The sequence below is a fragment of the Pantoea sp. 1B4 genome, assembly GCF_016925765.1.
Classification (GTDB): domain Bacteria; phylum Pseudomonadota; class Gammaproteobacteria; order Enterobacterales; family Enterobacteriaceae; genus Pantoea; species Pantoea agglomerans.
On record NZ_JAEUWZ010000001.1, the window covers coordinates 3233713 to 3248402 of the forward strand.

At 56.8% G+C, this 14690-nt stretch carries 10 protein-coding genes and 4 pseudogenes; 4 read left to right on the plus strand and 10 right to left on the minus strand.

Features of this window, described 5'->3' with window-relative positions; translation table 11 throughout:
- Window positions 1-9: 9 nt before the first annotated feature.
- The 4 genes and pseudogenes from prfB to xerD all read right to left on the minus strand — a co-directional run bounded on the left by prfB (window position 10) and on the right by xerD (window position 4708).
- Window positions 10-1108, minus strand: a protein-coding gene (gene prfB / locus JNO11_RS15510; RefSeq protein WP_099257461.1) for a peptide chain release factor 2 whose coding sequence is annotated in 2 segments (ribosomal slippage) — window positions 10-1032 and window positions 1034-1108 — 1098 coding nt in all. Because the reading frame shifts where the segments join, the coding sequence is not laid out codon by codon here.
- Between the two features lie 233 nt (window positions 1109-1341).
- Window positions 1342-3076: pseudogene (gene recJ, locus JNO11_RS15515) on the minus strand (single-stranded-DNA-specific exonuclease RecJ).
- 3 nt (window positions 3077-3079) lie between these two features.
- Window positions 3080-3793, minus strand: a complete 714-nt coding sequence (gene dsbC / locus JNO11_RS15520; RefSeq protein ID WP_010671049.1) for a bifunctional protein-disulfide isomerase/oxidoreductase DsbC — start codon at window positions 3791-3793, stop codon at window positions 3080-3082.
- Between the two features lie 21 nt (window positions 3794-3814).
- Window positions 3815-4708: a site-specific tyrosine recombinase XerD gene (xerD, locus tag JNO11_RS15525; RefSeq protein WP_010248689.1), complete on the minus strand. Its 894-nt coding sequence runs from the start codon at window positions 4706-4708 to the stop codon at window positions 3815-3817.
- 148 nt (window positions 4709-4856) lie between these two features.
- Between xerD and fldB the strand changes: the two genes are divergently transcribed.
- Entirely contained in the window at window positions 4857-5330 is a 474-nt protein-coding gene (gene fldB / locus JNO11_RS15530; protein ID WP_325177679.1) for a flavodoxin FldB, read from the plus strand.
- A gap of 128 nt (window positions 5331-5458) precedes the next feature.
- Here the strand turns inward: fldB and JNO11_RS15535 are convergent, their stop codons facing one another.
- Together JNO11_RS15535 and sdhE are read right to left on the minus strand one after the other, a co-directional pair.
- Window positions 5459-5869 carry a protein YgfX gene (locus JNO11_RS15535; RefSeq protein ID WP_263056289.1) on the minus strand — a complete coding sequence of 137 codons (411 nt, stop codon included), beginning with the start codon at window positions 5867-5869 and terminating at the stop codon, window positions 5459-5461.
- Entirely contained in the window at window positions 5844-6110 is a 267-nt protein-coding gene (gene sdhE / locus JNO11_RS15540) for an FAD assembly factor SdhE (protein ID WP_010248781.1), read from the minus strand. Before sdhE ends, JNO11_RS15535 begins: the two co-directional genes overlap by 26 nt.
- A gap of 226 nt (window positions 6111-6336) precedes the next feature.
- Here sdhE and ygfZ point away from each other — a divergent pair.
- Window positions 6337-7324 (plus strand): annotated as a pseudogene (gene ygfZ, locus JNO11_RS15545) (tRNA-modifying protein YgfZ).
- 58 nt (window positions 7325-7382) lie between these two features.
- Here the strand turns inward: ygfZ and JNO11_RS15550 are convergent.
- A pseudogene (locus JNO11_RS15550) lies at window positions 7383-7989 on the minus strand (hemolysin III family protein).
- 230 nt (window positions 7990-8219) lie between these two features.
- On the opposite strand from JNO11_RS15550, the gene JNO11_RS15555 reads away from it, so the two are divergent.
- On the plus strand, window positions 8220-8939 hold the full coding sequence (locus tag JNO11_RS15555; RefSeq protein WP_010248792.1) for a MurR/RpiR family transcriptional regulator: 720 nt from the start codon (window positions 8220-8222) through the stop codon (window positions 8937-8939).
- Window positions 8940-9054: 115 nt separating this feature from the next.
- Window positions 9055-10494, plus strand: coding sequence for a 6-phospho-beta-glucosidase (locus tag JNO11_RS15560; RefSeq protein ID WP_029519408.1), 1440 nt, complete (start codon window positions 9055-9057; stop codon window positions 10492-10494).
- Window positions 10495-10524: 30 nt separating this feature from the next.
- On the opposite strand, the gene JNO11_RS15565 is transcribed toward JNO11_RS15560, so the two are convergent.
- The 3 genes and pseudogenes from JNO11_RS15565 to gcvH all read right to left on the minus strand — a co-directional run bounded on the left by JNO11_RS15565 (window position 10525) and on the right by gcvH (window position 14677).
- Window positions 10525-11268, minus strand: a complete 744-nt coding sequence (locus JNO11_RS15565) for an SDR family oxidoreductase (protein WP_263056286.1) — start codon at window positions 11266-11268, stop codon at window positions 10525-10527.
- 66 nt (window positions 11269-11334) lie between these two features.
- A pseudogene (gcvP, locus tag JNO11_RS15570) lies at window positions 11335-14209 on the minus strand (aminomethyl-transferring glycine dehydrogenase).
- A gap of 81 nt (window positions 14210-14290) precedes the next feature.
- Window positions 14291-14677 carry a glycine cleavage system protein GcvH gene (gene gcvH, locus JNO11_RS15575; RefSeq protein WP_010248802.1) on the minus strand — a complete coding sequence of 129 codons (387 nt, stop codon included), beginning with the start codon at window positions 14675-14677 and terminating at the stop codon, window positions 14291-14293.
- Window positions 14678-14690: the final 13 nt, after the last annotated feature.

Genomic DNA, 14690 nt, shown 5'->3' on the forward strand with positions numbered 1-14690 from the left:
GTCGGTTCCTTATAACCCTGCTTTTAAACTAGCTTCAATGAATCGATCCAGGTCGCCGTCCAGCACCGCCTGGGTGTTACGCGTCTCTACGCCGGTGCGCAGATCTTTGATGCGTGCATCATCGAGAACGTAAGAACGGATCTGACTTCCCCAGCCGATGTCGGACTTATTGTCCTCCAGCGCCTGTTTCTCAGCGTTTTTCTTCTGCATCTCAAGCTCGTACAGCTTCGCTTTCATCTGCTTCATCGCCTGATCTTTGTTCTTGTGCTGAGAACGGTCATTCTGACACTGGGTGACGGTACCGGTTGGAATATGGGTAATACGTACCGCAGATTCCGTCCGGTTAACGTGCTGGCCGCCCGCCCCTGACGCACGATAGACGTCAATGCGCAGATCGGCTGGGTTGATGTCGATATCAATATCGTCATCCACTTCCGGATAGATAAAGGCTGAGCTGAAGGAGGTGTGACGACGGCCGCCGGAGTCAAACGGGCTCTTACGCACCAGGCGATGCACGCCCGTTTCTGTACGCAACCAGCCAAAGGCGTAGTCGCCTGACACGCGAATGGTCACAGATTTAATGCCTGCAACTTCACCTTCAGACTCTTCGATAATTTCGGTTTTGAAGCCTTTGGCTTCGGCCCAACGCAGATACATACGCATCAGCATGCTGGCCCAGTCCTGCGCTTCGGTGCCGCCGGAACCCGCCTGCAGATCGATGTAGCAGTCGGCGCTGTCATACTCGCCAGAGAACATGCGGCGGAATTCCAGCTCGCCCAGCTTGCCCTCAAGGACATCCAGCTCGGCAACCGCTTCGTCGAAAGTCTCTTCGTCTTCCGCTTCTACCGCCAGTTCAAGCAGACCCTGCACATCTTCCAGGCCCTGCGACATCTGATCCAGCGTCTGCACGATCGCTTCCAGCGAGGAGCGCTCTTTGCCCAGCGCCTGAGCACGCTCAGGTTCGTTCCAGACATCGGGCTGTTCCAGCTCGGCGTTTACTTCTTCGAGGCGTTCTTTCTTGGCATCGTAGTCAAAGATACCCCCGAAGAACGTCGCTGCGCTCACTGAGGTCCTGAATACGGTTTTTGACCGGGTTGATTTCAAACATGGCTTTAGCGTCTTTCTTATGTTCGATGGGACAGGAAATTTAACGCACAAGTTTACCCGAAACTGGCGGCAGATTGTAGCGCTGAGACAGCGGGCTGATGCCGGGGCGGCGTGACGCGTTGCATTTGCTTATCGGGCTGCGACGACAACCGCTCGCACAGCAGGTTAACGCAGGGGGAAAAAACCGGCTGACGCGCCTCTGCCGTGACCGGAGACGCGCGCGCCTTATGAAAATCAAAGCGGCCAGATATGGTCAATGATCAGCTGTACCGAGCGGTTACCGCGATACTCATTGATATCCAGCTTATAAGCCAGCTCGACCTGGCGAATGCTGCTGTCGGGCCACAGCGTGGTATCGACATTAAAGGCGATCCCGTCGATCAGCGGACCGCCGTCCAGCGGTTCGACCATCACTTTCAGATGTCGCTCGCCCACCAGCCGCTGTTGCAGCAGCTTAAATTTTCCGTCAAAGGCGGGTTCCGGGAACGCCTGGCCCCAGGGCCCCGCTTCGCGCAGCATCTCAGCGGTCTGCAGCGAAAACTCCTGCGGCTGCAACGCGCCATCTGACCAGATGATGCCCTGCAGAGATTCGCCATCCAGCCACTCACCGACCAGATCGGCAAAGCGCTGACGAAACTCCTCGTAGCGTGCGGTTTCCAGTGATAAGCCTGCCGCCATGGCATGACCGCCAAACTTCAGCATCAGGCCGGGATTCAGCGTATCCAGACGCTCCAGCGCGTCGCGCAGATGCAGACCGGCAATTGAGCGGCCTGAGCCTTTCAGCGTGCCGTCGCCCGCCGGAGCAAAGGCAATCACCGGACGATGGAAACGCTCTTTCAGACGGGAGGCGAGGATCCCCACCACCCCCCTGATGCCATTCGGGATGATAAAAGGCCAGCCCCAGCGGTAGATCGCTCTGCTCACGCTCCAGCGCCTGACACAGCGCCAGCGCTTCGCTCTGCATGCCCTGCTCTATCTCTTTGCGCGTCTGGTTCAGCGCGTCCAGCTCACTGGCTAACATTCGTGCCTGACTGAGATCCTCAGTCATTAACAGCGCCACGCCCACCGACATATCGTCGAGCCGGCCTGCGGCATTGAGCCGTGGCCCCAGCGCAAAGCCGAGATCGCTGGCCGCCATCTGACGCGCATCGCGATTAGCAATCTCCAGCAGCGCCCGGATGCCTGGCCGGCATTTTCCGGCCCGGATGCGGCTGAGTCCCTGCCACACCAGAATGCGGTTGTTGACGTCGAGCGGCACCACGTCGGCAACCGTGCCGAGCGCCACCAGATCCAGCATCTCCGCCAGATTGGGTTCGGTGCGGGTGGCACCAAACCAGCCCTGGGTGCGCAGATGGGCGCGCAGCGCAAGCATCAGATAGAACGCAACGCCCACGCCCGCCAGTGCACGTGAGGGAAAGTTGCAGTCCGGCAGATTGGGATTAACGATCGCCTCAGCGGCCGGTAAGGTATCGCCCGGCAGGTGGTGGTCGGTAATCAGCACCGGAATCCCGTGCTGATGGGCACATTCAACGCCCGCGTGGGAGGAGATACCGTTGTCGACGGTCAGGATCATCGCCGCGCCGCGCGCGCGCGCCTGCTCAACCACTTCAGGGCTGAGGCCATAACCATCTTCAAAGCGGTTAGGCACCAGATACTGCACGTTGCCGCCGCCCATGCTGCGCAGCGCCATGACCGTCAGCGCGGTACTGGTCGCGCCATCGGCATCAAAGTCGCCCACCACCATAATGCGACGCCCATCCAGCAGCGCCTGATGCAGCAGTTCCACTGCGCTCTCAATCCCGCTTAAGGACTGGTACGGCAGCAGGTTTTTCGCCCCGCGCTCCAGCTCTGCCGCGTCGCGCACGCCGCGTTGCAGATAGAGTCGTTTCAGCAGCGGCGGCAGCGTCGCCGGAAGCGCATCATCAACCGTCACCTCACGGCGACGGAGTTCCACATCCTGTTTTACCACCGATTAACCACCACGCTTCTGATTGTCCAGCACCTGCTTCAGCTCCTGCGGCGACTGATAACCTGGGATCATCATGCCGCTGTCAGTCAGCATCGCGGGCGTGCCCTGAATGCCGAACAGCACGCCAAGCTTATAGTGCTGGGCAATATCGATTTTGCAACTGTCTGGTGCGGCCATCTTCGGCGCATTGCCTTTCATCGCCTCATCAAACGCTTTATTGCGGTCGGCGCTGCACCAGATCGCTTTCATCGCTGGTTCAATCTGACCATTCAGCCCTTCACGCGGAAACGCCAGGTAGCGCACGGTGATGCCCAGCGCATTGTAGTCCGCCATCTGCTCGTGCAGCTTGTGACAGTAGCCACAGGTGATGTCGGTGAAGACCGTGATCACGTGCTGCTCTTTAGGCGCTTTGTAGACGATCATCTCCGGCACCAGCGCCTCGACTTTTTTGTCCAGCAGCTGGTTGGTGACGTTGACCGGCTGTTTGCCGCTGACGTCATAGAGCGGCCCCTGGATCATATGTTTGCCGTCGTCGGTCACGTAGAGCACGCCGCTTTCTGACAGCACGGTTTTAAAACCCGGCAGCGGTGACGGGCTGATCTCCGTCTGGTTCAGACCGAGCTTTTTAAGTGATTGCTGAATGGCGCTGTCATCGGCCTGTGCGAGACCGGAAAAGGCGCTGGCTAAAAGAGCCAGCATGGCAAAATGCTTGTTCATTTTTGTCCTTATCGCCGCGGTTCAGGCCCGCGGATGGTGTTGTTGATGCAACTGACGCAGGCGCTCAGTGGCGACGTGCGTATAAATTTGGGTGGTGGAGAGATCGCTGTGTCCCAGCAGCATCTGTACGACACGCAGATCGGCACCGTGGTTCAGCAGATGGGTCGCAAAGGCATGGCGCATCACATGCGGTGATAACTTTTCGCTGTCGATCCCCGCCAGCGTGGCGTAATGCTTGATGCGATGCCAGAAGGTCTGGCGCGTCATCTGCTGCGCCCGATTACTGGGAAACATCACGTCCAGCGTCTGACCGTTGAGCAGCCACGGACGACCATGTTCCATATATTGCTCCAGCCAGTAAACCGCTTCTTCACCTAAAGGCACCAGCCGCTCTTTATCCCCTTTACCGATAACCCGGACAACGCCCTGGCGCAGGCTGATGTCGCTGAGCGTCAGGCCAATCAGTTCGGAGACGCGCAGGCCCGTGGCGTAGAGCAGCTCCAGCATCGCTTTGTCGCGCAGCTCCAGCGGGATATCGATATTCGGCGCCTGCAACAGTCGCTCGACCTGCGCCTCACTGAGATCTTTCGGTAAACGCTGCGGCAGTTTTGGTGCTGACAACAGCGCGCTGGGATCGTCCGGGCGCAGCTTTTCGCGGTAAAGATACTGGAACAGGCGACGCATGGCGCTGAGCAGCCGCGCTGAGCTGGTCGCCTTGTAGCCTCCCTCCAGCCGTTCAGCCAGAAACTGCTGCAGATCCAGCGGCGCCACGCTAAGCAGCGTCAGCTGGTGATGCGCCAGCCATCCGGTCAGCGTCTGGAGGTCCTGGCGATAAGAGGAGAGAGTGTTCTGCGCCAGATTGCGTTCAATCCAGAGCGCATCAAGAAACTGTTCTGTCAGATCGCTGTCCTGCACGTTATCTCCGCCGTCTGGTGTAAAATCATGCTCATTATGCCTGATTCAGCAGCGCTTCTGGTACAATTGCGCCAAAGTCAGTATTTACAGAGTGTTATCTGCATGAAAATCGGTCTTTTTTTACGGTTCCAGTACCTGTTACACCGAAATCGTAGCGGAGAAAATTCGCGATTTTATTGGCGAAGAGTTAGTGACGCTGCATAACGTGAAAGATGACGACCCGCGCCTGATGGAGCAGTACGACTTGCTGATCATGGGCATCCCGACCTGGGATTTCGGTGAGTTGCAGGAGGACTGGGAGGCGATCTGGCCGCAGTTGCCCGCGCTGAATCTGCAAAACAAGATTGTCGCACTGTATGGCATGGGCGATCAGATTGGCTATGGCGAGTGGTTTTTAGATGCGCTCGGCATGCTGCACGATTTGCTGCAGCCGATGGGGGTACGTTTTGTTGGCTACTGGCCGCTTGAAGGCTATGAGTTCACCAGCCCGAAACCGCTGAGTGCCGATGGCTCGCAGTTTGTGGGTCTGGCGCTTGATGATGTGAATCAGTTCGAGGTCACCGATGAGCGCGTTGAGCAGTGGTGCGAGCAGGTGTTAATCGAAACCGCCGGACTGCTCTGACGGCCCTTCTGCCGGTGTCGAACCCTAGCCTGAACAGGTGAGCGGCTTTAATCGCTCTTGCCTGTCATTATTGAACCGCAATGCAGGCAGATGAACGGCTTCAGACGCTCTTGCCTGCACTGCTGCCATTAATGCCGCGCCGGGCTGAAGCAGCAGGCGCGTAACGCCCGCCATTCGCCAGGCTGCATATTGTCCTGCATCAGCCACCAGCGCAGCGTGGCACCCTGTTCGCTCTTCGCCACCAGCAGCACGCCAACGGGTAACCAGCGTAATGGCTGAGTTGGCCGCCAGCGTTTTCCCTGCCAGATCCAGCAATGGACGCTTTCCCGCTGTAACGTACCGTGCCGTTGAATCAATCGCCAAACGCTGCGCCAGCCCTCAGCCAGCAACAGCAGAATAATCGGCGCTTTAACCAGCCAGCCGCCTGCAGACAGCGTCATCAGCACCACGCCAGTCACGGCTGCTATCAGCCAGGCGCAGACTAACCCGCACGCCAGACGAGAGGGCCGCAGCTTACATTGCCACCGGGCCGCGAGCATGGTTACGCTGCTGGATCAGGTTCACCATCCGCTTAAGCTCCGGATCCTTTGGCTCACCGTGATTCATCAGCCAGTTAAACAGATCGGGATCGTCACTCTTTAGCAAATCCACAAAGACCTGCTTATCGGTGTCGCTCAGCGTCTCATACTCAAATTTGAAGAACGGCATAATAGCCACATCCAGTTCCAGCATGCCGCGACGGCAGGCCCACTGAATGCGTGATTTATCATTAATATCCATGCATCAATTTCCACAATTCACAACGTGGCGCCTAGTGTAACCTGGTTTAATGCGGCTCGCAGGCGCAGCGTCGCATGCTGTGCAACCTGCCACATTTCAGGCTGGATCTTTTCAGGGTTATCACGCCTTTTGTGCGCCGTTTTCCGTAAACAGGTTGCATTGCCAGTCGGCTCTTTTAACATTAAAGATATTATTCCGGATGAACCTTCTTATACAGGATATCTCCATGCCCACATTTATTTTACCGCCGCGCCAGCCTGCCGCGTCGTCTCATCTGCCGTTAACCCTGATGTCACTGGATAGCTGGGCGCTGGTTTCTATTACCGGCGCCGACAGCACCTCTTACCTGCAGGGGCAGTTAACGCTGGATGTCGCCGCGCTGGATGCCGACCACCATTCGCTCGCCGCACACTGCGATGCTAAAGGCAAAATGTGGAGCAATATGCGCCTGTTCCATCGCGGTGAAGGCTATGCTTATCTGATCCGTCGTGAAGCTGCGCGACACCCAACTGCCCGAGTTAAAGAAATACGCCGTGTTTTCGAAAGTGTCGATGGTGGCTGATGATGAGTCAGTATTGCTGGGCGTGGCCGGTTTTCAGGCGCGCGCCGCGCTGGCAAATCTGTTTGATAGCCTGCCCGACAGCGAAAAACCGGTGGTGCAGCAGGGAGAAACCACGCTGCTGTGGTTTGCCCATCCGGCCGAACGTTTTCTGATTGTCACTTCGCTGGCCCAGGCAGAAGCGCTGAAGCAGAAGCTCAATGACGATGCACAGTTTAATGACAGTCAGCAGTGGCTGGCGCTGGATATTGAAGCGGGCATTCCGGTGATTGATCCCGCCACCAGCGTGCAGTTTATTCCGCAGGCCACCAACCTGCAGGCGCTGGATGCTATCAGTTTTAAAAAAGGGTGTTATGCCGGTCAGGAGATGGTGGCACGGGCGAAATATCGCGGCGCCAATAAACGCGCGCTCTACTGGCTGGCGGGTCAGGCAAGTCATCTGCCCGAAGCCAATGCCCCGCTGGAGTTGCAGATGGGTGAACGCTGGCGTCGAACCGGCAGCGTGCTGGCTGCGGTGCAGTTAGATGACGGGATTAGCTGGATTCAGGTCGTGATGAATAACGATCTGGAGCCGGACAGCGTGCTGCGGGTGGAAGGCGATGAAGGCGGACATCTGACCATTCAGCCACTGCCCTACTCGCTGGATGAAAGCTGATTGAGCGTATGGCCCTTCCGCTAAGTGAAGGGCCAGTGCCACAATTCAGAGGCTCACTTCAGCGCACATAAAAGTAGATAGCGCAGAAGTGACAGAGACTGCCGCCCAGCACGAACAGATGCCAGATGGCGTGGTTAAACGGAATGCGGCGCGCCACATAGAAAATCACCCCCCAGCGAATAGATAATCCCGCCTGCGGCAAGCAGCCAGATGCAGCCCGGCGGCAGGATCATCGCCAGCTGATAAACCACAATCAGCGACAGCCACCCCATACAGAGATAAGTCACCAGCGACAGCGCTTTAAAGCGATGTGCAATCGTGAGCTTGAACAGAATACCGGCCAGCGCCAGCCCCCAGATCACCGCCATCAGTCCATACGCCAGCGGCGTCCTCAGCGCGACCAGCAGAAACGGCGTATAGGTGCCGGCAATCAGCAGATAGATGGCGCAATGATCAAACTTTTTCAGCCAGGGTCTGGCCGGGCCAGCCGGAATAGCGTGATAGAGCGTCGAGGCCAGAAACAGCAGGATCATGCTGCCACCATAGAGGCTGTAACTGATAAAAGTGAGGGTGTCGGCCTGCCTCTCCGTTGCCTGATTGAGCATCAGCACCAGTCCGACGATACCGAACAGGCAGCCAAGACCGTGACTGATACTGTTGGCAATTTCCTCGGCGAACGAATAGCCCGCAGCGTGTTGATGTTTGTGAGAGAGTGTGGGGGGTCATAACAGGTTCCTGATCAGCTCCATAGCAGTGATATCGTTATCCAGCGTAGCCAACACTTTTTTCAGTGTACACTTGTACGCTAAAATTATCCTGGTGAAATTCACTATCCCTTAAACCGGGTGATGAATCTGGTAAACTGGCCGCCAGTCAACTGTTCAATGAGTCATTCATGTTTTCGCATAGCGATCTCGCCCGCCTTAACGATCTGGAAATGCAGGTCTATCAGTTCATCATTAAGCACCGCGAAGGCGTCAGCTACATGACGATCCGCGAGCTGGCTGAGCAGGCTGGTGTCTCCACCACCACCGTGCTGCGTTTCTGTCGCAAGATGGGCTGTGAAGGCTGGTCGGAATTCCGCATCCGCCTGCGCTTAAACGAACAGCAGAGTGCGCCAATGCTCAACACGGCGGGCGTCAGTGAAATGCTGAGCTTTTTTAAGAGCATCAATAATCCGGAGTTTGAACAGCTCATCGCTGAGGCCGCGCAGAAGATTAATCAGGCTGAGCGGGTCTTCTTTATTGGCGTCGGCACCTCCGGCAGCCTGGCAAAATATGGCGCACGCTTTTTCTCTAACCTCGGTAAATTCAGCCACGCGATTGACGATCCCTATTATCCGGTCAGTCCCGATCTCTATGAAAACGCCATTGCCATTATTTTATCGGTTTCCGGCGAAACGGAAGAGATCCTGCGCATTGCCAGCCAGTTCAGCCTGAATAAGTGCAAAATCATTGCGATAACCAACACGGAGAGCTGCTCACTGGCGAAGATCGGTGATTTCAACCTCTGCTACCATGTGCCCATCATCCGTATGGCGGACAATTCCGACATTACGACTCAGGTGCCAGTGACCTATATTATTGAAGCAATCGGCCGCCAGCTGGGGAAATAAAACAGCCTGTTTTTTGGATGTATCAAACGCAATTATTGCCGCGCTGTTATATCGTGACTTTCATTATTGCCTTGCTACACTCAGCTCAATTTCAATATCCGTAATGGGGTGAAGCATGAGTGCAGAATTGCAGTTACCAAAAGGCTTTCTTTGGGGCGGAGCGGTGGCAGCGCATCAGGTTGAAGGCGGCTGGGATCAGGGCGGCAAAGGCGTCAGCATTGCTGACGTGATGACCGGCGGTTCACACGGCGTTGACCGGGTGATCACCGACGGCGTGCAGCCGGGTCATTTCTACCCGAACCACAAGGGTGTGGAGTTTTACTCCCACTACAAACAGGATGTCGCGCTGTTTGCCGAGATGGGCTTCAAATGTTTCCGCACCTCGATTGCCTGGACCCGTATCTTCCCTAACGGTGACGAGCAACAGCCCAACGAAGCGGGCCTGCAATTCTATGACGACCTGTTTGATGAACTGCTGAAGTATGGCATTGAACCGGTCATCACCCTTTCGCACTTCGAAATGCCTTATCACCTGGTCAAAGAGTATGGTGGCTGGCACAACCGCAAAGTGGTCGACTTCTTTGTGCGCTTCAGCGAAGTGGTGCTGAACCGCTATAAAAGCAAAGTGAAATACTGGATGACTTTCAATGAGATCAACAACCAGCGTAACTGGCAGTATCCGCTGTTTGGTTACTGCTGTTCAGGTGTGATCTTTACCGAACATGAGAAACCTGAACAGGCGATGTATCAGGTGATGCACCACCAGTTTGTTGCCAGTGCAAAAGTGGTGAAACTCGGCCACGACATCAATCCTGACTTTCAGATTGGCTGCATGATCGCCATGGTGCCGGTCTATCCCTTCTCCTGCCACCCGGACGATGTGGTGCTGGCGCAGGAATCGATGCATCAGCGCTATGTGTTCAGTGACGTGCAGATGCGCGGCTACTATCCGGCCTACACCCTGAAAGAGTGGGCGCGCAAGGGTTACGACATTCAGATGGAAGCGGATGATGCCGAGACGCTGCGCCAGGGCTGTGCAGACTATGTGGGTTTCAGCTACTACATGAGCAACGCAGTGAAGACCGATGCCAGCGGCGTTGACGATCCGATCACCGGCTTTGAAGGTGTGGTGAAAAACCCGCATGTGAAAGCGTCAGACTGGGGCTGGCAGATCGATCCGGTTGGCCTGCGCTATGCGATGAACGAGCTGTATGAGCGTTACCAGAAGCCGCTGTTTATTGTTGAAAACGGCTTTGGTGCTATCGATAAGCCAAATGCCAATGGCGTAATTGAAGATGATTACCGCATCGACTATCTGCGTGCGCATATTGAAGAGATGAAGAAAGCCGTGGCGTACGATGGTGTTGAATTAATGGGCTATACGCCGTGGGGCTGCCTCGATTGCGTCTCGTTTACCACCGGCCAGTACGACAAACGTTACGGTTTTATTCATGTGAATAAAAACGATGATGGCAGCGGCGATTTTTCTCGTGGGAAGAAAAAGAGTTTCAGCTGGTATCAGCAGGTTATCGCCAGTAACGGCGAAAACCTGTAAGTCATCACGCCGCATCAGCGGCGAAGTGAGTTAACGCCCACCGGCAGCGTCAATGATGCTGCCGGTGACGTAAGAGGCCGCGTCGCTGGCCAGCCAGACGATCGCTTCCGCCACCTCTTCTGCTTCACCGCCGCGTCCCATCGGGATCACGCTGGCAAGCCTGTCCACTCTGCCTGGCTCTCCGCCATCGGCATGCATCTCTGTATAGATGAATCCCGGACGTACGCCGTTGACCCGAATCCCCTGCTGCGCCACTTCCAGCGACAATCCTCTGGTCAGCGTGTCCATCGCCCCTTTTGAAGCGGCGTAATCGACATATTCGCCAGGCGCACCGGTACGCGACGCTGCTGATGAGACGTTGACAATGGAGCCGCCCTGGCCGCCGTGATGCGTGCCCATCCGCTTAACCGCCTCACGACAGCAGAGAAAAGACCCAATCACGTTGGTGGCAAAGACCTTGTGCAGGCGTGCCGCATCCAGCTGCTCGGTGCGACACTGCTGAAACAAAATCCCGGCGTTGTTCACCAGCAACGCCAGCGGTTCGGACTGCTGGTCGAGCTGCGCAAACATCGCCATCACCTGGGCTTCATCACTGATATCTGCCTGAATAGCAAAGGCTTCACCGCCCTGCTGCCGGATCTGCGCCACCACCTGTTGAGCTTCCGCTTCGCGCTGACGGTAGTTCACCGCAACCCGATAACCCCGGGCGGCCAGTAACAGCGCTGTGGCCCGCCCGATACCGCGGCTGCCCCCCGTAACCAGTGCCAGTTTCATGCTGATTCTCCAGTACAAAGGGCCGACGAATCGGCCCTTTATGGTTAACGTTTGCCTGCGGGAAAATTACTGATAGTCGCTCATCGGCACGCAGGAGCAGAAGAGATTACGGTCGCCAAACACATCATCCAGACGTTTTACCGTCGGCCAGTATTTGTTGTGGCTGCCCGCCGGGAAGACTGCCAGTTCGCGGCTATAAGGATGTGACCACTCACTGACGATTTCCAGCTGAGTATGCGGCGCATTAACCAGTGGATTGTCATCCAGCGGCCATTCACCCGACGTCACCCGATCAATCTCCATGCGGATCGCCAGCATCGCGTCGATAAAGCGATCCAGTTCGATTTTGCTTTCCGATTCGGTCGGCTCCACCATCAGGGTGCCCGCCACCGGGAAGGACATCGTTGGTGCGTGGAATCCATAATCGATCAGGCGCTTAGCAATATCCAGCTCACTGATGCCGGTCTGCTCTTTCAGCGGACGGATGTCGAGAATACATTCGTGCGCCACGCGACCGTCACGGCCGGTGTAGAGCACCGGATAGGCAGACTGCAGCCGGCGGGCAATATAGTTGGCATTCAGAATCGCGACCGAGCTGGCCTGTTTCAGCCCTTCCGCGCCCATCATGCGAATGTACATCCAGCTGATTGGCAGAATGGATGCACTGCCAAACGGCGCTGCGGATACGGCGCCCTGCTGCGTCAGCACACCGTCAATCTGCACCACGCTGTGTCCTGGCACAAACGGGGCCAGGTGCGCTTTGACGCCAATCGGTCCCATACCCGGACCACCGCCGCCGTGCGGAATGCAGAAGGTTTTATGCAGATTCAGGTGCGAGACATCCGCGCCGATATAGCCAGGCGTGGTGATGCCGACCTGCGCATTCATGTTCGCGCCATCCAGATAAACCTGACCGCCATACTGATGCACGATCTGGCACACTTCGCGAATGGTCTCTTCATAAACGCCGTGGGTTGACGGGTAAGTCACCATGATGCAGGAGAGTTTGTCGCCCGCCTGAGCCGCTTTTTCACGCAGGTCGCCAAGGTCGATGTTGCCCTGTTTATCGCAGGCCACCACCACCACGTCCATGCCCGCCATCTGGGCTGAGGCCGGGTTAGTCCCGTGCGCCGAGCTTGGGATCAGGCAGAGATGACGATCGCCCTCGCCACGGCTTTCGTGATAACGACGGATCGCCAGCAGTCCGGCATATTCCCCCCTGCGCGCCGGAGTTTGGCTGCATACAGAGCGCATCATAGCCGGTGAGCTGCACCAGCCACTGCGAAAGCTGGCCGATCATCTGCAGATAGCCGGAAGCCTGTTCAGCCGGGCAGAATGGATGCAGCTCCGCAAATTCCGGCCAGGTGATCGGGATCATTTCTGCCGCGGCATTGAGCTTCATGGTGCAGGAGCCCAGCGGGATCATCGCCTGATTCAGCGCCAGATCCTTTTTCTCCAGGCTGTGCATGTAGCGCATCATCTCGGTTTCGCTGTGATGACGGTTGAACACCGGATGGGTCAGGATCTCGCTGTGGCGTTGCAGGCCAGCAGGAATCGCGTGGCTCTCGCTGGCCACTTCGTTGTCGAGCTTTTCCAGGTCCTGACCGTGTTCATCACCCAGCAGAATGGCAAACAGCGCCAGAATATCTTCGCGGCAGGTGGTTTCATCCAGCGTGATGCCCACGGCGTTATGGATGTCGCTACGCAGGTTAACGCCAAAGCTCAGGGCGCGGTTCAGCACAGCGGCTTTATCCGCCACCTCCACCGTCAGCGTATCGAACCAGTGCTGATGGCGCAGCTTCAGGCCGCCCTGTTGCAGCCCAGCCGCCAGAATGTTGGTGAAGCGATGAATGCGTGAGGCAATGCGTTTCAGGCCCGCCGGGCCGTGGAACACCGCATAGAGACCGGCGATGTTTGCCAGCAGCACCTGCGACGTACAGATGTTGGAGTTGGCCTTTTCACGCCGGATATGTTGTTCACGGGTCTGCATCGCCATACGCAGCGCTGTGTTGCCCGCCGCATCACGTGAAACACCAATGATACGGCCTGGCATAGAGCGTTTATGCTCGTCGCGGCTGGCGAAAAAGGCCGCGTGAGGGCCGCCGTAGCCCATTGGTACGCCGAAGCGCTGAGCTGAACCAAAGACAATGTCTGCACCCTGTTTGCCTGGCGCTTCCAGTAACACCAGCGACATAAAGTCCGCCGCCACGCTGACCACCACTTTGCGGGCTTTCAGTCCGGCAATCAGCGCGCTGTAATCGTGCGCTTCGCCGGTGGTGCCCACCTGTTGCAGCAGCACACCAAACAGGTCGTCATGATCGGGTGCTTTGTCCGCGCTATCAATAATCAGTTCGAAACCGAACGTCTCCGCACGGGTGCGGACCACATCCAGCGTCTGCGGATGGATATCATCGGCAATGAAGAATTTATTGGCATTTTTGAGCTTACTGACGCGTTTTGCCATCGCCATCGCTTCAGCGGCAGCGGTTGCTTCGTCCAGTAGTGAGGCGGACGCGATATCCATGCCGGTAAGATCCAGCGTCAGCTGCTGGAAGTTCAGCAGCGCTTCCAGACGGCCCTGGGAGACCTCAGGCTGATACGGGGTATAGGCGGTGTACCAGCCCGGATTCTCCAGCATATTACGCAGGATGACCGGCGGGGTGATCACCGCGCTGTATCCCATACCGATCCAGGATTTGTAACGCAGATTCTGGCTGGCAATCGCTTTCAGTTCGGCCAGAGCCTGCTGTTCAGTGGCGGCTTCGCCAACCGCTGGCGGGCCTGGCAGCTGAATGTCTGCCGGCACAATCGTGCTGATTAACGCTTCCAGCGAACGGGCACCAATAGCGTCAAGCATCTGCGCCTGCTGCTCAGGTGAAGGACCGATATGGCGCTCAATGAATGCACCGTTGTGTTCAAGCTGGCTGAGAGTCTGAGTCATTAGCAGTAAATCCTGAATCGGGCTGGGGGGAACCGGAGAGCAAACATAAATCTGCGGCCTCTGTGTGAGGCCGCCTGACGACTACTCGTCGATGGAGGCTTTGTAAGCATCCGCATCCAGCAGCGTGTCAATTTCAGACGCGTCACTGGCTTTGATTTTGAATAACCAGCCGCCTTCATAAGGCTCGCTGTTGACCTGCTCCGGTGAGTCAGTCAGTGCTTCGTTGACCGCCACAATCTCACCGCTGATCGGCGCATAGATATCTGAAGCCGCTTTAACGGATTCCGCGACCGCGCACTCTTCACCGGCGGCAAACGTCGCGCCCACTTCCGGCAGATCGACAAACACCATGTCGCCCAGTAGCTCCTGCGCGTGTTCAGTGATACCCACGGTGTAGCTGCCATCTTCTTCTTTGCGCACCCACTCGTGGCTGTCGCGATACTTCAACGTATTCGGCACATTGCTCATTGGCCATTTCTCC

What these genes read in the sequence shown, in the direction of transcription:
- JNO11_RS15560 (WP_029519408.1), top strand. Translation starts at nt 9,055, where the DNA reads ATGAGTGCAGAATTGCAGTTACCAAAAGGCTTTCTTTGGGGCGGAGCG.
- dsbC (WP_010671049.1), bottom strand. Translation starts at nt 3,793, where the DNA reads ATGAACAAGCATTTTGCCATGCTGGCTCTTTTAGCCAGCGCCTTTTCC.
- JNO11_RS15565 (WP_263056286.1), bottom strand. Translation starts at nt 11,268, where the DNA reads ATGAAACTGGCACTGGTTACGGGGGGCAGCCGCGGTATCGGGCGGGCC.
- gcvH (WP_010248802.1), bottom strand. Translation starts at nt 14,677, where the DNA reads ATGAGCAATGTGCCGAATACGTTGAAGTATCGCGACAGCCACGAGTGG.
- JNO11_RS15555 (WP_010248792.1), top strand. Translation starts at nt 8,220, where the DNA reads ATGTTTTCGCATAGCGATCTCGCCCGCCTTAACGATCTGGAAATGCAG.
- JNO11_RS15535 (WP_263056289.1), bottom strand. Translation starts at nt 5,869, where the DNA reads ATGCTCGCGGCCCGGTGGCAATGTAAGCTGCGGCCCTCTCGTCTGGCG.
- sdhE (WP_010248781.1), bottom strand. Translation starts at nt 6,110, where the DNA reads ATGGATATTAATGATAAATCACGCATTCAGTGGGCCTGCCGTCGCGGC.